The organism is Micromonospora sp. LOL_023 (genome assembly GCF_048060115.1).
Classification (GTDB): Bacteria; Actinomycetota; Actinomycetes; order Mycobacteriales; family Micromonosporaceae; genus Micromonospora_E.
The window spans coordinates 77,816-95,466 of sequence record NZ_JBHMIM010000019.1 but is presented as its reverse complement, the minus strand read 5'-3'; the positions used below and the strand labels follow the sequence as shown (position 1 = coordinate 95,466).

18 protein-coding genes are annotated in these 17,651 nt (G+C 71.4%); all 18 read right to left on the bottom strand.

From position 1 onward, the window contains the following. Positions 1–80: 80 nt before the first annotated feature. The 18 genes from ACFHVL_RS12940 to ACFHVL_RS12855 all read right to left on the bottom strand — a co-directional run bounded on the left by ACFHVL_RS12940 (position 81) and on the right by ACFHVL_RS12855 (position 17,332). Positions 81–1,175, bottom strand: a complete 1,095-nt coding sequence (locus tag ACFHVL_RS12940) for a M23 family metallopeptidase (protein WP_416627888.1) — start codon at positions 1,173–1,175, stop codon at positions 81–83. Between the two features lie 89 nt (positions 1,176–1,264). Then, positions 1,265–1,678, bottom strand: a complete 414-nt coding sequence (locus tag ACFHVL_RS12935; protein WP_416627887.1) for a hypothetical protein — start codon at positions 1,676–1,678, stop codon at positions 1,265–1,267. A 91-nt stretch (positions 1,679–1,769) separates the two neighbouring features. Continuing rightward, the gene (locus ACFHVL_RS12930; protein ID WP_416627886.1) at positions 1,770–2,297 is read right to left on the bottom strand and encodes a hypothetical protein; all 528 of its coding nucleotides are present in this window, start codon (positions 2,295–2,297) and stop codon (positions 1,770–1,772) included. Positions 2,298–2,777: 480 nt separating this feature from the next. Next, positions 2,778–3,077 (bottom strand): hypothetical protein, encoded by a 300-nt coding sequence (locus ACFHVL_RS12925; protein ID WP_416627885.1) that lies wholly within the window; start codon positions 3,075–3,077, stop codon positions 2,778–2,780. Further along, positions 3,077–3,469, bottom strand: coding sequence for a hypothetical protein (locus ACFHVL_RS12920; RefSeq protein ID WP_148083813.1), 393 nt, complete (start codon positions 3,467–3,469; stop codon positions 3,077–3,079). The genes ACFHVL_RS12925 and ACFHVL_RS12920 overlap by 1 nt, the downstream gene beginning before the upstream one ends. A gap of 162 nt (positions 3,470–3,631) precedes the next feature. Continuing rightward, positions 3,632–4,369 (bottom strand): diguanylate cyclase domain-containing protein, encoded by a 738-nt coding sequence (locus ACFHVL_RS12915; RefSeq protein WP_416627884.1) that lies wholly within the window; start codon positions 4,367–4,369, stop codon positions 3,632–3,634. 96 nt (positions 4,370–4,465) lie between these two features. After that, positions 4,466–5,422, bottom strand: a complete 957-nt coding sequence (locus ACFHVL_RS12910; protein WP_416627883.1) for a hypothetical protein — start codon at positions 5,420–5,422, stop codon at positions 4,466–4,468. Between the two features lie 176 nt (positions 5,423–5,598). Beyond that, positions 5,599–5,949 (bottom strand): histone-like nucleoid-structuring protein Lsr2, encoded by a 351-nt coding sequence (locus ACFHVL_RS12905; RefSeq protein ID WP_416627882.1) that lies wholly within the window; start codon positions 5,947–5,949, stop codon positions 5,599–5,601. A 130-nt stretch (positions 5,950–6,079) separates the two neighbouring features. Next, positions 6,080–7,237 carry an FAD-dependent monooxygenase gene (locus ACFHVL_RS12900; RefSeq protein ID WP_416627881.1) on the bottom strand — a complete coding sequence of 386 codons (1,158 nt, stop codon included), beginning with the start codon at positions 7,235–7,237 and terminating at the stop codon, positions 6,080–6,082. A 257-nt stretch (positions 7,238–7,494) separates the two neighbouring features. Further along, positions 7,495–7,701, bottom strand: coding sequence for a hypothetical protein (locus ACFHVL_RS12895; RefSeq protein WP_416627880.1), 207 nt, complete (start codon positions 7,699–7,701; stop codon positions 7,495–7,497). Continuing rightward, positions 7,698–8,219: a hypothetical protein gene (locus ACFHVL_RS12890; protein ID WP_416627879.1), complete on the bottom strand. Its 522-nt coding sequence runs from the start codon at positions 8,217–8,219 to the stop codon at positions 7,698–7,700. Before ACFHVL_RS12890 ends, ACFHVL_RS12895 begins: the two co-directional genes overlap by 4 nt. Positions 8,220–8,365: 146 nt before the next feature. Further along, positions 8,366–9,118, bottom strand: coding sequence for a hypothetical protein (locus ACFHVL_RS12885; protein WP_416627878.1), 753 nt, complete (start codon positions 9,116–9,118; stop codon positions 8,366–8,368). A gap of 425 nt (positions 9,119–9,543) precedes the next feature. Further along, positions 9,544–10,458, bottom strand: coding sequence for a replication-relaxation family protein (locus ACFHVL_RS12880; protein ID WP_416627877.1), 915 nt, complete (start codon positions 10,456–10,458; stop codon positions 9,544–9,546). 209 nt (positions 10,459–10,667) lie between these two features. Continuing rightward, the gene (locus ACFHVL_RS12875) at positions 10,668–13,157 is read right to left on the bottom strand and encodes a type IV secretory system conjugative DNA transfer family protein (protein ID WP_416627876.1); all 2,490 of its coding nucleotides are present in this window, start codon (positions 13,155–13,157) and stop codon (positions 10,668–10,670) included. Between the two features lie 96 nt (positions 13,158–13,253). After that, positions 13,254–15,056, bottom strand: coding sequence for a VirB4 family type IV secretion system protein (locus tag ACFHVL_RS12870; RefSeq protein WP_416627875.1), 1,803 nt, complete (start codon positions 15,054–15,056; stop codon positions 13,254–13,256). Between the two features lie 15 nt (positions 15,057–15,071). After that, positions 15,072–16,028: a PrgI family protein gene (locus ACFHVL_RS12865; protein ID WP_416627874.1), complete on the bottom strand. Its 957-nt coding sequence runs from the start codon at positions 16,026–16,028 to the stop codon at positions 15,072–15,074. Then, on the bottom strand, positions 16,025–16,939 hold the full coding sequence (locus ACFHVL_RS12860; RefSeq protein ID WP_416627910.1) for a hypothetical protein: 915 nt from the start codon (positions 16,937–16,939) through the stop codon (positions 16,025–16,027). The genes ACFHVL_RS12865 and ACFHVL_RS12860 overlap by 4 nt, the downstream gene beginning before the upstream one ends. A gap of 12 nt (positions 16,940–16,951) precedes the next feature. After that, a complete protein-coding gene (locus tag ACFHVL_RS12855; protein WP_416627873.1) occupies positions 16,952–17,332 on the bottom strand; it encodes a pilin in 381 nt (126 codons plus the stop codon). Between the last annotated feature and the right edge of the window lie 319 nt (positions 17,333–17,651).

Genomic DNA, 17,651 nt, shown 5'->3' with positions numbered 1-17,651 from the left:
CCCTTTGTCGAGGCTGGCGCTCATGGGTGGGTTGATTGCGGTGTGGATTCCGCCACCGCCGCTGGGGTGGGTGACGGATTTCAGGTGGGAGGCACGCCGAGCGGGGCGCCTTGCGCGGCCATGAACGGCACGGGGTCGATGGCCCCGTTCGCGCTGGCGTCGCCGTTGTGGTGTACCTCGTAGTGCAGGTGCGGGCCGGAGCTGTTGCCGGTGGAGCCGACGACGCCGATGGGTTGGCCGACGGCGACCTGCTGCCCGACGCTGACGGTCGGCGGCCGGTCCATGTGGCAGTAGCGGGTGAGCAGGCCCCCGGCGTGGTCGATGTCGACGTACCAGCCGCACCCGCGGGTCAGGGTGGGGTGGCCGTCGCGGTGACAGCCCCACCCGGCGCCGGTGCTGGCGTAGACCGCGTTGCAGCGCACGGTGCGCACGGTGCCGGCCGACGCCGCGCGGATGACCGTGCCGCGTGGGGCGCTGAGGTCGACGCCGTCGTGGCCCGGCCGGTCCGAGCTGCGGAAGGCGGATCCGACCGGGGCGAGCACCGGTTGGGTCCACGGGCCGACGGCTCCGCAGCCGGCCAGCCCGTCGGTGGGTAGGCCGGCGGTGGCGGCGATCGCGGCGACCAGTTCGGCGGCTGGCCCCTCCCACTTCGCGTACGCGTCGGGGTAGGCGGAGATCTGCACGGCCTGCGCCGCCTCGGCCAGCGGCATCGTCTGCCAGCCGTCGATCGTGACCAACGTGCCGAAGAACTTCTCCGACGCGTAGACGGGGTCGCGGAGCTGGGCGGGGGTGCCCCATCCTTGGCTGGGACGCTGCTGGAACAGGCCGACGGAGTCGCGGTCGCCACCCGGCAGGTTCCTCAGGGTGCTTTCCTGCATAGCGGTGGCGACCGCGATCACCCACCCGCGTCCGGGTACCCCTAGACGGGCGCCGGTGGTGACGATCGCGGCGGCGTTGCCGACCTGGCCGCTGTCCCAGTCACCCATGGCTGGCCACAGGGTCGGTCCGGCGATCGGCGCCACGGTGGCGGGTGACGAGGGACCGGGCGAGGTGGCCACGGTGACACAGCCGGCGGCGGCGGTGCCGCCACCGACGATGCCGCCGAGACCACCGGCGCAGAGGATGAACACGGCGATGAGCGCCACGGCGAGTGATACCAGGGATCGGAGCGTCATCCCGGCCCCCTGCCGTCGGGACCGGGGTGACGGGTTCGGTAGGGCAGCGCGGCGAAGCCGGGCATGGCGGGTTCCTTCCTGGTTCGCGGTCAGCCGAGGTGGTGGACGCCGACCGGCTCGCCGTCGCCGCTGTGCACGGTGACCGTGTCGTCGACGGGGTTGATCACGTAGATCCACGAGGCGACGAGGTCGACGGCGCGGCTGAGCGGGAAGACGGTGAGCGGCTCCGGATCGGTGTCGTCGAGCGTCATGCCGACCCCCACGACGTGGTGCTGGCCGGGAACCGGCCGCGGGTCCGGGGCGAGGTCGGGTCCGAGGTGGTCCCAGTCGTGGGCGAGGACGGCATCGATGAGGGCGTTCGTGTCACGTCCGGTGGTGGTGGCCCAGATGCCGCGCAGCTGCGGGATGACCGATGAGGGGTTGCCGTCGGAGTGGACGTAGCGGGCGCGGACGATGGTCGGCCGGGCGGGGTCGGCGGCGCCGACGTAACAGGGGGTTCCCACGGGCGGTGTCTCCTCGTGAATCGCTGGATGGGCGCGGGGTATGGCGACGACCGCGCGGGGCATGGCTGGCCGCGCGGACATCGGCGTCAGGTCATCGCAGGCCGGGCGGATCGTCGGCGGTGGAATCGAGGTCGTCGGGGGTTGCGTCGTCGCGGCCGGAGGCGGTCCAGTCGATGTGGCTGTCGTGGCCGCTGGCGTCGAGAGCGTCGTCGATGACGGACTCGGCGGTGCCGAACGCGTCGTCGGGGTCGGTGGCGGTGACGGTGATCGTCAACGGGATGGTGAGTCGGACCTGCCAGTGGCGTGGCAGGCCGGGCAGGTCGAGGAGGTTGAGGAGCCTGTTGGCGGCATCGGGGTCGATGTCGTCATCGCCGACGGCGTCGCGAACGGCGCGCCACACCTGTCGGCGCAGCCGTGCCACCTGTTCGTTGACGGTGGGAGGCGGGGCGGCGGGCGGAGTTGGTGCGGGTTGGTGGGTGCCGAGGTAGTCGTGGACGCGGGTGGCGGTGTGGGTGAGCCAGCCCAGCGGGGCGGGCTGGCCGGGGTGGAAGGCGTCCCAGGCGTCACGCAGGACCGATTCCAGAGCCGCTGGTTGCGGATCGCTGTCGAAGGTGGGCATGTCGATCTCCCGAGGAAGACAGGTGCCGGCCCCGCTCCCGAGCAGGAAGGGCGCGGACGGCGGTGACGGGTGGGTCAGTGGTTGGTGGCGGGCATGGGCGACGCGCACCGTCGGTGGTGGCGGCCAGGCGTGGCCAGCGGTAGCCGATGGCGGAGGCGTCGGAGAGCAGGCCGATGAGTGAGTCCGGCTGCGGATCGGTGGTGGGCGTCCACGACGGCGACGAGCCATTCGGCCGGGTCGACGGAGATGCGTCGGCCCGAACCGTCCACGTCGCGGCGTCCGGCGCGCAGGCTGGCGAAGACCCGGCGGAGCCGAGGCGGGATGTCGGTGTCGGTGTGGTAGGGGTATCGGTGCCGAGCCAGCGCACGCCGGCTGGGTTCGCCCACGCGTGTGGGGTGCGGTGCGGCGGGAACCGCCAGCCGGGATCCAGAAGCCGGGCTGGCGGGACCAGATCGCCGGTGTGCCGGGCACAGACGTACGTCAGCTTAAGGATCGTCCCGGTGCTGCGGGCCTTGGCTGACCGCGTCCGTGCAGCCGTGACAGGTGTTGCCGTCCGGGTCGCGCAGCGTGCCGTGGCACCGCGGGCAAGGGCTCATGGTTGGCCGGGTCGCGGGTCGGGTCGTATTCCGGGTCCCGGGCGCCGGTGAAGCCGCCGCCGAGGCGGTAGTCATCGATGCCGAGTGTCTCCAGTTGTGGCTCGATGATCCGGTCCAGGTCAGCGTCGACGGTGTCGACGGTCGCGGTTGCCGGCACGAGGACGGCGAGCAGCATGTGTCCCATCAGCGGAGACCGCCCTGCGGGGTTGCCGGCTTCGAAACCGGTTCGATGAGCGCGCCGTTGTGCCGGAGGACGGCGCACGCCTCGTGGAACCGCACGAGTGCCTTTTCTCGTTCCTCCCGCACCCGGGTGAGCGCGAGCCCGACAGCCCGCACACGCTCACCGGCGGTGACGAGTTCGGGGCCGTTTGCCCCGTCGTAGACGTTCCAGAGCACCTGCGCGGCCTCGACGAGCAGTTCCTCCTGAACGTTGGCGGCGACGAGAGCGCAACCCGCGGTGACGAAGTCACAGACGTCGGTCGTGTTCTGCGCGGTGGTGACGCCGATTTGCTCCATGTCGAGTGCGGCACTGTCGAGGCGGGCGAGATGCCGCAGGACGACGATGATGTCTGTCACGGATTACTCCAAAATGGGGTGTGGGATGGTGGAATCCGCCTACGCCGGCGCGCAAGGGGAGTTGACGCGGCGGCCGAGCGCGCGGCGGGCGCGTGGGCCGGGGAAGGTCGGGCCCGGTGCAGGTGGCTGTTGCCTTGCGAGCCGGGCCCGGCCATGGCGGTGTCAGCCCTCGTAGGGCGGCGGCCAGTCGCGGGGGCGACCGTCGCTGGGGACGTCGCCCATGTGCTCGGCGTAGCCGTGCACGACGCCGCCGTTGGCCTTGGCCCAGTACATGGCGATGTCGGCCAGGTGCAGCAGGGATTCGGGATCGTGACCGGCCTGGTCGGTGGTCGTGTAGCCGACGCTGGCGACGATGTCGATCTGCCTGCCGTCGAGGGCGAACGGAACCTGGCTGATGTGCCGCCACGCCCGGCTAGCCACCGAGATCGTTCTGTCGAGATCGCCCTGCACGATGAGGGTGAACTCGTCGCCGGAGAGTCGGGCTGCGACGATGTCGGACTGCCCCAGGCGGCGGAGACGTTCGGCGACCTGGGACAGCAGAATGTTGCCGGCTCGGTGCCCGAGTCGGTCGTTGATCAGCTTGAACCCGACGAGGTCGAGGACGATGACGCCGACCTCGCTGTGGGTCTTGAGTGCGTGCGTCAGCCGCTCGATCGCGGCGCGGCGGTTGGGCAGGCGGGTGGTGTCGTCCTCGGTCGCCTGTCGGTGGTACCTGTCGCGTTCGGCTCGCAGAGTTTCGACCAGTTCGTGCGCGTTCAGGACGACGCGGTCCAGCTTTCGCAGCCGGAGCCGGGCGCGGGTCAGCAGGGTCCACAGGCGCAGTGCCCACAGGCCGGCGATGGTCAGCCCGGCGAGGAGCCCGCCAGCGGCGGTGAGGAGGGAGTTCGTTGTCTGAGACACTGTTGTCGCTCCTTGTGTGTGAAGGAGCACCGGGGACGGGCGTGAGCGCGCCAACGTCAAACGCCCGCCCCCGGGCTGCCAGGGGTGAGGGCGCCGCTAATCGGCCTGGTAGGTCGCGACCTTGGTGTCGAGTCGCGTGACGTTGCCGGCGATGACGAGCTTGTCCAGGGCGTTGGCCACTGCCCCCGCGCTGGCCTGGTTGACCTGGGCGCCGTCGTGGGCCTGGTTGATCAGCTTGCAGATCTCCCCGACCTTGTAGGCGGTGTCCGGGTTGCGTTGCAGCAGCGCCAGCACCTCGTCGCGGAGTTCCCCCTTGCGGCGTCGGGGCTGGGCCGGCTTCCGACGGCCGTCGCGCTCCTGTGTGCTGGCTCCAGATCCCTGGTGTTCGATGTCCTCCGTCGGTTCGGTCTCCGATTCGCCGATACGGTCGTCGGCGCGCGGTTCACCGGTCGGCTGATCCTGCGTAGCCCCGCCGCGTGATGCCCCTGGATCTGTCTCCGGCGCTGGTGCGGTCTCCAGCTCGGGCATCGGATCCGGGTCGGGCTCGGCCTGCGGTGCGGCGACCTGCTCGGCCGTCCCGACTGGTCCTGCCGCTTCCGCTGGCGTTGGGCCGGCCTGGTCGGTCTCCGCTGCGGAGTCGCGGGTCTGTTGGTCGGCTGGCGGTTTACCAGGTACCTGGTCCTCGGCAGGTACTCCCGCGCCGAGTTCCGGTTCGGCCTCCGGGCGAAGGTTGGCTCGCCGCTGTGACTCGCCCCCGGCCTGGTCGTCGTCATCCGTTGAGGCAGCGGATGGCGTCTGCATGCTGGTGCTGCCGGCTGCGACCGACGCGGCTGCCGCCTTACCGGTGTCGGTCAATTGCCACAGCGTCGTGCGCTGCTCGGTGCGAATCCGCTCGGCGTGGCCCGCGTTTTCCAGCTCTCGCAGTTTGGGGGTGGTCGTGGGGTAGGCGACGCCGATGGACTTGCCGATGTTTGCGGCGGTGGCCGGACCGAGCTCGGCGAGCGCGGTCAGCACCCGCTCCAGGGTGGATGTTTTCTTGGTGCTGTCGGTCATGCGACGGGTTCCGTTTCTTCCTGCTACCAATGGGTGAGGACGAGGCGTGCACTCATGCACGCTTCGAATCGGGGCGCGATCAAGTCGTTTGGGTGGACTCGCGCGTACCGGGCCGCGACAGCCAGGGCGGTCGTTATGCGCCCTGGCTGTTGGAGCTGCGTACGCGCTGCGCAGGGCTAGTGGGCGCTGTTGTAGGCGTCACGGACGGCCGGAGGGATCGCCCCTCGGGTCCTGGGCTCGGGCAGGTTGTGCTTCTGCCAGTGCGTGGCCCACCACTGCCGGATGCGGGCGTTGAGGGCACGGCGATCGGTGTTGGTGTCGTGCCCGGTCTGCTTTCTCACCGTCGACTTCGGCAGGCGGCGGGCGGCGGTGATGAAGGGCTGGAAGGCTGCGGCCATCCGGTCGAAGTTGGGGCGGGACAGGTCGATCTCGTACAGCACGCCGTTGAAAGCGAACCGGTAGGTCCCAATGTCGTCGGTGGATCCGTCGAAGTCGTCGTAGACGACGCTGGTGGTTCTGGTGGCCATCGGGCCGTGTCCTTTCGATCTGGGATGCAAAAGAGCCCCGGCCGGTACGGCGGCGGGGGCGGTGGGACGTGGGGGTTTCCGGCCAAGGCGCTCGCCGTTGGGTGGGGCTCTGGCCACAGGAGACGGCGGGCTATCGGGCGCCGAGGCCGAGCTTGTCGCCGATGACGGGCCCCTGCCGTACGGCGGCGACCGCGGTGGGCAGGTGCCGGCGCTGCCACCCGTTCAGGGCGGTGGGCAGGTCGGCGCCCCACCGGTAGTGCTGGGTGAGCGCGACGGCCAGGCCGGCGGCCTGTTCGATGCCGTTGTTGGCGCCCCGGGCCGTGTGTGGGCGGACCGGGGCGAGAGCGTCGCCGAGCAGGACAGCGTGCCCGTCGCCGACGGGCCACACCATGCGAGTGGGCGGGTCGATGTCCAGCACCGGCACGGCCATACGGGTGGTGGTGGCCCGCACGACCGCCGCGTGGTCGGACGGAAGCAGGTAGTCGGCGTGCTCGTCGACGTGGGTACGAGCGGCCGGGGTGATGTGCCGCGGCAGGGCGAAGACCCGGCGGGTGGGTGTCGCGCCGAAACGCTGCTCGTACTCGGCGGCGGTGCAGCCGAGGTAGAACGTCCAGTCGCAGCCGCCGGGCACCGGCGCGATGTTGAACTGTGCGCCGGGGCAGGGCTCCAGCCGGACGAAGTCCCGCAGGTCGGGCTGTGGGGTGCTGGTGGCGATCCCGCGGTGGGCGACGTAGCCGGCGTAGTGCAGTTTGCGGGCCGGGTCGAGGAGGCGGCGGCCGATCGAGGATCGGCCGTCGGCGAACACGACCAGGTCGGCCGTCTCGGTGTTCCCGTCGGTGAACCGCAGGACGGGCCGGCCGGCATCCTCGGTCAGGCCGGTGACCCGCGTTCCTTTGCGCAGGACGCCCGCCGGGACCCGGGCGGCCAACGCGCGGTGCAGCAGGGTCCAGGTGGTGTTCCGGCCGGGGTAGGTGCGCAGGACGGTCTGTTCCGGCTGGCGGTCGCGGATCGCGACCTGCCGGATCGTCTCGGAGTCGTAGGCGATGAACTCGCGCTGGGGGATGTCGAGGCGGTCGAGCACGTCGAGGGCGGTGTGTTCCAGGCCGATGAGCCCGCCGCCCAGCGGGGCGGACGCCGGTGTGGCCTCGTAGACCGTGACGTCGAAGCCGGCCCGCAGCAACAGCAGGGCGGTGACGGGGCCGGTCAGGCTGCCGCCGATCACGGCGATGGTCAGCCGGCGGAGTCCGGCGCCCGTGGTGCGGGCGGCCAGGGCGGGGTTCGAGTCCATGGGGGGTTCCCTTCTACGGGGGGGAACCCGGGCACGGCCGTACGGCCGTGCCCGGGGCTGCGCGGTGTGCGCGGGTCGGCCGGGCAACGGCCAGGTCGTGCGAGTGCGGTGGTGCGAGAGTCCGGCGGGCCGGTTTCCGTCGGCGGCCGGAGGTGGTCAGCAGCCGGGGCTGGGAAGCCCGGCGAGAATGGTGCGGGCGTGGGCGAGGAGCCGGTCGGCCACGTCGGTGAGGGGCCCTCGTCGTCGGCGTACTCGGGTTAGTTCGGGTACCAGGTGGCGCGGGGCTCGATGGCCAGGGTGGTCCAGGTCAGGTTCGGGGTCAGAACCTCCACGACGGCGGCACGCTGGTAGACAGCGTGGTCGCGGCGGGTCCGCGCCCGCAGCACCTGCCCGTCGACGTGATGGACGCGCGTGAGGATGTAGCGGCTCAACTCGTCCGCGTCGAAGCTCTTGTCGACGATCAAAGCTGATCCACTCCCCTGGAAGAGGTATAGGGCGGCCCTTGCGCGGGCCGGGCGTGGTGGGATGCCCCAGCCCGGGGCGCCTGGCGGGACCGCCGTGCGCGGCGTCGGCGTCGCGCGATGGCGGGCCGCAGGCTGTCGGCGTCGGGGTCGGCGTCGATGGCGAACATGTCAAAGCCGGCGGCGTGGCCGGCGCGGAGCAGGTCGAGCAGCCTGGCATCGTCGAGGAGGGCGATCTGCGCCTGTATCGGCCGGCAGTGGCGCGGTGGGCTGCCGAGCCACTCGGCCCAGGTGATGCCGTGGCCGTAGTGGCGACCGCGGTACGTGCTGCGGAACGGCTCCGCGTTGATGTCGTCCGCGGACAGGTTTGGGTGGAAGTTCCCGGCAATGTAGAGGCGGTCGTCGAGGTCTCCGCCGCAGTCGCGCATGAGGTGCAGCGCGGGCGGTGTGTGGGTCACGACGTTGCCGTCGATGTCGAGCCGGTGGCGGGTGTTGATCGCGGTTTCGGCCAGGTGCAGCACCGTGGCCAGGTCGAACCAGAGCCGTAGGGGCACGCGGATTCATCCCTTCGGGTGTCGTGGGGAATTGGTGGGGTGGAGCCGGCCGGGCAGCAACACGGGTCCCCTTTGGGTACGAGGGAGGTGTGGCTGGCCCGGCCGGTCTGCGGTCACGAGTGGTGCAGGGTGACGGCGAACAGCCGCTGGGACCCGTCGAGCGAGTCCAGGTAGCGGGCTGCCTGCTCCAGGTAGGTGATCCGGTCGGCGAAGAACGCGCTGGCCGGTTGCAGCCGGTCGCCGGCCTCGGTGAGGAAGGCGTCGGTGCACAACGCCCAGAGGGCGTGGTAGTTGGCGTATGCGCTGGCACCGGCCTGGAACATCTCCAGGTCGCCCAGGTCGAGGTGACCCGGACCGTACGTGGCAGCGTTGTACATGCGCATGGCCTGCACCCGCGGCTGCCGGTTGAACTCGGCGGTCGCGGTGTCCATCGGATACGCCGACGGGTCGGACAGGTGCTTGCGCAGGAAGCTCGGCCACGGGGTGGCCGCCTTCGTTCCCGCGACGACGCGGGCCCAGTGCGCGTGTCGCACGCTGGCCCCGACGTAGGCGCCGTGGCGCATGCCGGCCAGGTCGAGCAGGCGGACGGGTCCGCCGGCGCAGTACCGGGGTCCGGTCTTGGCCTTACGCAGGTCGATGAGCTGGCGGCGCTGCCAGGGGTAGATGGCCGGGGAGGCCCAGTACCGGGGGCAGCTCGTACCCGAGACGCCGAGGTGGCGTTCGAGTTGCCGGGTGCTGTCCAGCACCTGGGCCAGCTCGTCCGAGACGCAGACGATCATGGTGCGAACGACTGCTTCCGGGGTGGCCACGAAGGCCGGGGCGACCGTCGTGGTCGTGGTGGCCGCGGGGGCCGTCTTCTTGGTCATGCGGGGTTCTCCTTCGTGGGTTGGGCGTGCCGTTGGGCACGCGGAGATAGCCGGTCCATTGGGTGCGTGGGCGCCGGCCGGGAGTGGGTTGGGTTGGTGCGAGGTGGTAGGTGCGACCGTCGGGGTTCGTCGCGGGCTGCTGGGCCGACCGGCCGGTGAGGGCGGGTGGACGTCAGGTGCCGGGAGGCGGCGAAGGGTCCGAGGATGGGACCTACCGGGGTGGAGATATATGGGTGTGCTGTAGTGCCGAGAACCGTAGCGGCCTGATCTGTCAGCGCGCGGAGCGCAGCAGATCCCGTAAAGGGCCGCTGACCTGCACTGTCAGACGTGGGCGGCGGTCAAGGACGGCTACTCGCCGGGCCTTGACAGATCACCGTGATCTGACAGCGGGGAGTATGTGGTCTGACAGATACGGTGCGTGTCTGTCAGAGGGGCGTATGGGTGACCTGTTCGGTGCCCGGCTCGGGATCGCGACGGACGAACCGGTTCGGGTTCGTGGCCGCGTACGGGCCGTGGTCGCTAGGGAGTTCGTGCAGGTGACGACGCCGGTCGGGGTCGCTGGTCAGGGTCCAGACGGGCCCTGCGGGGTTGGTGCCGTGCACGGCGGTGGCCATCGGCATCGCGGCGGACGTACCGGCGAGCGCGTCGAGGAGATTGCGCTCGCGGCCTCGGCTGGGGACCCAGAACAGGACCGGGTACCGGGGTCCGAACTCGGTCACCCGCTCGTAGGCACGTAGCTTGGCCAGCACCCTGCCGAGGGGTTCGGTGCCGTTGTCGTGCTCGAGGAAGAACCCGACCGTGGCGTCGCCGACGGTCCAGACGCCGTGGCCGTCGGGCTGGACCCCGGCACCGCCGTAGGCGTCGGTGGCGTGCTGTTCGGACCACCACCGCTCCAGCCGCGCCCGCGGATCGGTGCGGGCGTGAGCGAGCAGGTCGGTGAAGAAGTCGTTGACGCCGAGCAGGTGGCGCAGTTTGCGGCTGCCGACGATGCGGTCGGCGCGGTCGCGGCTGCTGCGCGGCGGTTTCGCGGCGGGGTTGTCGGGGTCGCGGTAGGCGTCGCGGTTGAGCCGCAGGCCGAGCGGTCCGAGCGCGTACAGGTACTGGGTGGAGTCGGCGGCGGCTTCGTCGACGAACCGGTCGACGGCCTCGATGCGGTGGAGCAGGGTCAGCCGCAGGCGGGCGGAGCGGCCGGAGGGGAACAGGGCCTTGGCGACCTGGCGGGTGGACAGCAGGTAATGCTCGGCGAGCCAGGACAGCAGAAGCCGGTCACGTGAGGTGAGACGACGGGTGTGCAGATACGGGTCGGATGAGGGCGAGCGAGGCGGAAGACGGCTGGACACGGTAGGTACTCCTAGGGAAGAGAGCCCTCCATACGGAGGGTGTCTGAGTGGGGTTCAACCACAGTGGTTGGTTGACACGCCGCGGTGCGGCAGGAACAGAACGTCACCGGTGATCTGTCAGCCGGTGTCGCAGATGAGGGTGGAAGGGGTGGTGGATGCCCATGGGGATCCCGCTACGGAAGCCGACGTCTGTCGCTGTGACAGATCGGTCACGACGAGGCCTTGCCGCCTCTGCGGCGCCGGTCGTCCGGTTTCTGGCTGTGCTGCTTGACCAGGGCGTCGATGGCGGAGGGGTCCTGGGCGGGGACTGCCTTGGCGACCTGCTGACGGATCGCGGTGGCCTCGCCGACCACCGGCAGCGGCGGGCGGGTCCGCATGGTGAACGCGGCGGTCTGCCGGCCGTCCACCACCAGGCGACCGACCGCCGTGTATGCGTCGAGGTGGGCCAGGTCGTGCTCGTCGAGTTCCGGCAGGGTGTGCCGGGCCAGCACGCGGGCGTCCTCCGGCGCCACACTGAAGTAGATCTTGTTGCGGGCGTTCGCGCTGACCGCGGCTAGGAGTTCGCGGGGGAACTGGGCGAGATCCTGGTGCGCGAGGGTCATCGCGAGGCGGTACTTGCGGGCCTCGGCCAGCATCGCGTCCAGACTCGCGGCCAAGGTCAGGAAATTCTGGGCCTCGTCGAGATAGATCGAGCAGTCCTTGCGCCGGTCGGCGGGGATGCTGGCGCGGGCGGTCGCGGCCTGCCACACCCTGGCCAGGATCAGTGAGCCGAGCAGCCGGCTGGTGTCCTCTCCGAGTTCGCCCTTCGGGATGCGGACCAGCAGCACCCCGCCGTCGAGGATCTTCGACATGTCGAAGCTCGATTTGGGGTAGCGCATCGTCTTGCGGACGAAATCCCGCAGGAGGAAGGCGCGTAGTCGGGCCAACACGGGGCCGATGATCTGCGAGCGCAACGCCGGGGACAGCTCGTCGTACCACTGCCAGAACCCGTGCAGCCCGTCCGGATCGTCCAGGTCCACGGTCATCGCCGAGCGGAACTGGGCGCTGTTGAGCAGCGGCGGGATGTGCTGGAGGGTGACGTTGGCGTGCCGCAGCAGGGTCAGGCAGGACACCCGCATCACGTCGTCCATCCGCGGCCCCCACGCCTTCGAGAAGATCGACCCGAAGATGCTGACCAGGTTGTCCACGACCAGGTCCGGGTCGTCGCCTTCGAGGGGGTTCATCGCTGGCGGGTTGGGCTGGGCGGGGTCGAACAGCACCACCCGGTCGGCCATGGTCGCGGGGATCCGGTCGAGGACGTCGAGCACGAGGTCGCCGTGCGGGTCGAGCACGATGGTGCCGCGGCCGGCCTTGATGTCGTCGAGGATCAGGTTGGCGAGCAGGGTGGTCTTGCCGGAGCCGGTCTGGCCGACCATGTGGGTGTGGTAGCGGGCGTCCGGCACGGACAAGGCGACGGCGTGGCCGCCGACCTCGGCGTCGCCGAGGACCTTGCGGCCCCGTCCACCCGTCGGTACGGCGACCGGGACCGGCATCGACTTGGCGCGGGCGCGGTCCAGGCCGGGCACGGCGAGGTCGCGGGGCAGCCCCGCCATCGCGGCGAGTTCCGGGGCCGAGGTGAGGAATCCGGCGCCGAGCCGCCGGGTGGCCAGGACCGCGACGGGCCGAGGCATCCGGGTTCGGTGGGCGAGCCGGTTACGGCCGGCGTAGACGGCGAACGCCGACGCGAGAGCGTCGGCGACGCCCCGCAGCCGGTGATGGGGCAGGGTGCCGTCGCGGTGGGCACGGGAGGCGACCGCGTACCGGATGCCGGTCTCCCACAACTGGTGGGAGGTCTTGTCGAGGATCGCCCGCACGTCCCGCTCGACGGTTGGGTCCCGGCGGCTGGCCGGCGCCGCGCCGGCAGGGCCGCGGGAGCGGCCGGGCAGGAAGATGTCGATCAGTTCGGTCAGCGGCCCGGCCAGGTTGACCGACGGGACGGCGGTCTTGCCCTGGCGCAGCCGCCCGGCGGCGCGCCGGGCCCGCCCCGCCCGGCGGGGCGTGGCGGGCCGGGCGAGGATCTGCACACAGGCGTACTCGCCGTCGTGCAACTGGGCGCCGGCGGCCATCAGGGCGCGCAGCGGGTCGGCGTGGTGGTCGGTGTTGAGCGGGAGCCAGTCGGCGGCCACGGGCAGCAGGTGACCACCCACCGCGGCGGCCGTCTGCGCCGGGATGGGGTCCGGCGCGGGTTCGCTGGTGGTGGTGGCCACGCCAGGCCACGCCGCGCGGACGGCGGCCTCGACCGCCCCGTTCGGGACGGTGCCAGGCACCCACAGGGAGATGATCAGCTGCCGGCCGGTCCAGGCGTACTGCCAGACAACGTGCGGGGTGCCGTAGAGCAGCCGTCGACGGCGGGACGGAGTGAGGATGCCGGCCAGGTTCGCCCACAGGGCGGTGACACCGTGCTCGTCGACCTCGGGCGGCGGGGCGACGGTGACCAGCCGGGCACCCGTGGCGTGATACCGGTGTCGCCAGCCCGCGACGAGGTTCCGGCCGGCGATCCAGACGCAGAACAGGCCGGCGGCGACGCCCAGCAGCCAGGGCCGGTCGATGGCCCAGTCCGATGCCCGCAGGAGCCACTGGGTTGCCGGCGACGGGGGAATCGGCGAGCCGGGATCGGTGCCGACGGGGGTGGGCGACGGGGAGAACAGCAGGGTGACCATGACATGCGTCCTTCGCGGTTGCGCGCACGGCAAGGCGGTGGTGCCGCGCCCGAGCGCGGGCGCGGCACCGCCGCCTGCCGGGTCGATAGGGTTTGGCTAGACGCTGTCGGCGTCGTCGTCGATCAGGTCGAGCGGGTTGGTCGTCGCGAGGGCGTGCTCCGCGTCGCTGGAGATCGCCTCGAATGCGGTCCGGTTGGTGCCGCTGATCAGAAGCCCGTGACCCCGTCTGGCCGCGAGCAGCAGCCGTCGTTCACCGGCGGTCAGGCCGAAGGCGTCCCCGACGGCGTCGATCGCCTGGGGGGCCTGGCGAAGCAGGATTTGCGTGGCGGCGTTGGCGACCACCGCGTGGCCGAGGTCGGTGCCGAGCACGTCGGCGGCGTCCTGGGTGACCACGGTCAGCCCGGTGTGCCGCTTGCGGCCCGCCTTGGACAGCCGGAAGAGAAACTTCGCGCCCTCGCCGTCGCGCATGAGCAGCCACGCCTCATCGACCACCACGATGCGTCGCGGTGGCCGGCCGCCGACCGGGGGCGCGTCGACCTGCCGCCAGATCGAGTCGAGGGCGAGCAGGGTTGCGACAGTGCGCAGCTCGTCCGGCAGCTGCCGCAGCGACCACACGACGAGGTGACCGTCCGGCCGGGACGTGCTGGGCCCGTCGAACAGGTCCTTGAACGACCCGTCGACCCACGGGGAGAGTCGGGCGGCGAGCTGGGCCGCGGCCGGATCCGTGTCTGCGGCCAGGGTCGCGGCCAGGTCCCGCAGCAGCGGCGCGGGCCGGCGGTGAGTGCGTGGATCGGCGGTGATCCCCGCCTGCCGGTAGACGGCGAGGACGGCGCGGTCCAGCGCGGCCCGCTCGGCCGGCGGTGGCAGATGTCCGATCAGCACGGAAACGAGGGTGTGGAGGAACAATCCGCGACGGGTGAGCACGTCCGGCCGGGTGTCACCGACCGGAAGCTCAAGCGGATTGATCCGCACGCCGGCGACGCCGAGCCGCACGACCGTCCCGCCGACCGCGTCGGCCAGGCGCAGGTACTCATCCTCTGGATCGATGATCGACACCTGGACGCCGGTGTACAGGTGCCGCAGCGTCTCCAGCTTCACGAGGTAGCTCTTGCCGGCACCGCTGCGCGCGAGGACGACGCTGTTGTAGTTGTCCTGAGCGAAGCGGTCCCACCAGACCACACCGTTACCGGCCGGGTTCGTGCCGTAGAGCACGCCCCCGGAGACCGGCGGGTCGCCCGGCAGCGGTGCCGGGAGGTCGGGGCTGGCCAGGGGAAACGCGGCGGCCAGGGCGGCGGTGTCCATGGTTCGCAGCATCCGCAGCCCGTCGGACGCCAGCGGCAGGGTCGTGGTCCAGCCGGCGAGCTGACGCCAGGTCGCCGGCTGCACCTCCAACAACGTGGAGGCGGCGGCGGCCTTGACCCGGGCACACGCCTGCAGCAGTTCCTCCTCCGAGCGGGCATGCACCGTCACGTACAACCCGACCCGGAACAGCTTGGCGGCGCCGCGGGCGAGCCGGTCGGCCAGGTCGGTGGCGTCGGTCGCGGCGGCCTCGGTGTAGGGGTCGATCAGCTTGCCCCGCTCGGCGTCGGCCCGCCGCGACGACTCCAGCCGTGCCCGCTGCTTACGCAGCCGGGCGGCGGCGATCGGGGCGGGCAGCGGGTCGATGTGCAGGGTGACGTCGACCCGACCGGGGTAGGACAGCAAAGGTTCCAGCCACGCCGGCCCGACTTCGGCCGGATACCCGGTGACCACGAGAGTGGCGGTATAGCCGTCGCCGACCCGCAGCCAGCGCGGGGTCACCTCGACCGAGGCGGGGGCGACAGCGCTGGCCAGCCCGGCCGAGGCGCGGCCGAAGGGAGTAGTTCCGTTCGGGCGAGCACGGGAGCGTTGAATGCCCATCGCAGTGTTCTCCTCTCAGGGCTTCTTGCTGTTGGTCGGGGTGACGGTGATGACTGCGTCCGGGGCGGCCAGGCCGCCGGGACGCGGCGGCCGGTAGGGGTCGGCGGCGGCGACGAGCGCCGCGGTGGCTGCCGCGCCGTCGAGCGTTCGGGCGGTCACCCCGAGGCCGGACAACGCCCGGACGCTGTCGTCGGCGCGCCGCCGCGCCGCATGGCTGCCGTGTTCACCTGGCGCGGTGCGGGTGACCACGAGGACCTGGCGGCGCAGCGGGTCCCGGTGTTGCGCCAGGTCGGCCAGGAACGCGGCGTGGTCCGCGCACGCCGCCTCCAACGCGGGGTGCGGCTGGGTTCGGGCGGCGTCGGAAACCGCGCGGGCGTGGGAGGCGAGGTCGACCGGCTGGGCGGACACGACGACCTGCGTCGGCGCCGACAAGCTGTTGAGCCAGCGGCCGAACCCCTCGATCAGGGCAGCCTGCTCGGCGGCGGTACGCAGCGTCAGGTTGATGTTCGTGGCCGCGACGATCGCCGCCCGGTCACCGCCGACGGTGATCTCACCGTCGGCGCCGATCGCGTCGGCGGGCAGCCGCAGTGGCGCCGGCAGCGGGATCCGTCCCTTCGGCTGCTGGACCCACTCCGGCACCCCCGCTGCGGCGGATTCTCCAGAGGATGACAGCGCCTTGTGGCTGCGGGAGTGGCGGATCGCGTGCAGCAGCCACACGTCCATCGGCAGCCCGTCGCGGCGTCCGACGACCAGTCCGAACACGACACCGCCGACGACCACGCCGGCGAAGACGATGGCCTGCGGCGGCACAACGGTGCGCAGGCCGTTCCAGGCGCCGTAGAACAGCGCCCCGGCGACGGCGAGGATGGCTAACTGCCGCCAGGTCAGCCCGTATGCGACCTTGTCGGGGGCGTCAACGTCGGCGGGCATCCGGGCACGCTCGGCGGCGTCGATCGCATCGTCTTTGATCATTTCGTCACCTTCCGGATAACGTTGAGCCCGCGGGCGGCGCCCGCGAGCTGCGGGATGACGACGATCCGCGCGACGGCGCCGGCAACGTTGGTGCCGCCGCGTCCGCCCTGACCGACCCACCGGCCGACCAGGCCGGGGATCTTCACCGTCGTCCACAGCAGGACGATCACGATGAACAGGTTCAACACGCCGCCCGGTTCGAACGGCAGGCCCAGCACGGGCAGCATGTGGGAGGCGTCGAGCAGCATCCACTGGCCGGCGGTCAGGGTGAACGCCTGCGCGGACGGGATCGCCAGGCATGCGCCGTAGCCGCGCCACCACATCCGGGCGACGCCCTCGAGTGCGGGCACGGCGTGGCAGGCCAGGGGCAGCGGCGCGATCGCGGTCATCACCAGCAGGGCGACGAACCGGCCGATGAGCTGGAACGCGGTCATCACGACCAGCACGGCGATGACCAGCACGAGGACCAGGAACAGCAGCGGCGCGGTCGGATCCCTACCGGTCTCGATGTGGTTGCGTACGGCGGCGAACGCCGCGTCGCCGTCGTAGTTGCCGTCGCTGATCGCCCCGGTCACGGCGTTGGCGAGCGTGATGAGCTCGCGGCACAGCAGTTGGGAGAAGTGCGCGGCGACGAACCCGACGACCAGCCGGGGCGTCAGGTCCTTGACCGTGTACCGGGACCGTTCGTCGCCGCCGGAGACCATCATCATCACGCCGGCGGCGACGAACACCAGGACGAACGCGGTGTCGACGATCCAGATCGACCGGCCGGTCAGCGCCTGCACCTGGGGCAGCGCCGTGACCTGCGGGGTGGTGAGCAGGACATCGGTGATCAGCCCGAAGATCACGGCCAGGCAGGCCAGGACCGCCTCGATCAGCCAGTCGAGGACCTGGTCGAGGACCGGACCCATCAAGTACATCGGTCAGCCCCCGACAACGCCCTGCAGCAGCTGCAGCAGGATCGGGGAGAGCACCGCCAGTCCGTAGCCGATCAGGGCGTTTCGTAGCGCGCCCTTGGCCTTCTCGACCTGACCGGGATCCCCGCCGGCGGTGGCCCAGTACACCCCGGCGAGGACCAGGAACAGGGTCGCGAGTCCGGCCAGCAGACCCATGATCAGATTCTGGAGTTTGGTGATGACGACCGGCAGGCTGTTCGCCGCCAGGTAGACGACCTCACCGGAATCGGCCTGTGCGGCGGCCGGAACGGCGAGGACAAGGACGACGACGCCGACCGCCGCGCACACGCGGCCGACTCGACCGACCGGGGACAGGTGGACAGGCTTGTTGATGCGGATGCGGAGCATGGGGGGTCACCTCCCGCCCGCCGTCGATCACCGAGTGGGTGCCGGGCGGGGCGATTGCCAGAGACGGTCGAGGGACCGCCGCCGAGCGCGAGGTCGGCATGCCGCACCGCCCCGGGAGGAGCTCGTCCTCCCTTGTTGGGTGGTTGCGGTAATCGATGAGGTGTCAGCGCATGCGATGGCGCGGCACCCGGGGCGACACGGCAGGCGTCACCCCGCTGCTCGACGGCGGACGGGACCGGACCAGCGCTGCGTGGCTGCTCTCGCTTGTCCCGCACCCACCAATCGGCGTTTGTCAGACGTGGCGAACACTTGCCGATCT

What these genes read in the sequence shown, in the direction of transcription:
- ACFHVL_RS12865 (WP_416627874.1), bottom strand. Translation starts at nt 16,028, where the DNA reads ATGATCAAAGACGATGCGATCGACGCCGCCGAGCGTGCCCGGATGCCC.
- ACFHVL_RS12870 (WP_416627875.1), bottom strand. Translation starts at nt 15,056, where the DNA reads ATGGGCATTCAACGCTCCCGTGCTCGCCCGAACGGAACTACTCCCTTC.
- ACFHVL_RS12875 (WP_416627876.1), bottom strand. Translation starts at nt 13,157, where the DNA reads ATGGTCACCCTGCTGTTCTCCCCGTCGCCCACCCCCGTCGGCACCGAT.
- ACFHVL_RS12900 (WP_416627881.1), bottom strand. Translation starts at nt 7,237, where the DNA reads ATGGACTCGAACCCCGCCCTGGCCGCCCGCACCACGGGCGCCGGACTC.
- ACFHVL_RS12855 (WP_416627873.1), bottom strand. Translation starts at nt 17,332, where the DNA reads ATGCTCCGCATCCGCATCAACAAGCCTGTCCACCTGTCCCCGGTCGGT.
- ACFHVL_RS12940 (WP_416627888.1), bottom strand. Translation starts at nt 1,175, where the DNA reads ATGACGCTCCGATCCCTGGTATCACTCGCCGTGGCGCTCATCGCCGTG.
- ACFHVL_RS12930 (WP_416627886.1), bottom strand. Translation starts at nt 2,297, where the DNA reads ATGCCCACCTTCGACAGCGATCCGCAACCAGCGGCTCTGGAATCGGTC.
- ACFHVL_RS12925 (WP_416627885.1), bottom strand. Translation starts at nt 3,077, where the DNA reads ATGGGACACATGCTGCTCGCCGTCCTCGTGCCGGCAACCGCGACCGTC.
- ACFHVL_RS12885 (WP_416627878.1), bottom strand. Translation starts at nt 9,118, where the DNA reads ATGACCAAGAAGACGGCCCCCGCGGCCACCACGACCACGACGGTCGCC.
- ACFHVL_RS12860 (WP_416627910.1), bottom strand. Translation starts at nt 16,939, where the DNA reads ATGGGTCCGGTCCTCGACCAGGTCCTCGACTGGCTGATCGAGGCGGTC.
- ACFHVL_RS12905 (WP_416627882.1), bottom strand. Translation starts at nt 5,949, where the DNA reads ATGGCCACCAGAACCACCAGCGTCGTCTACGACGACTTCGACGGATCC.
- ACFHVL_RS12910 (WP_416627883.1), bottom strand. Translation starts at nt 5,422, where the DNA reads ATGACCGACAGCACCAAGAAAACATCCACCCTGGAGCGGGTGCTGACC.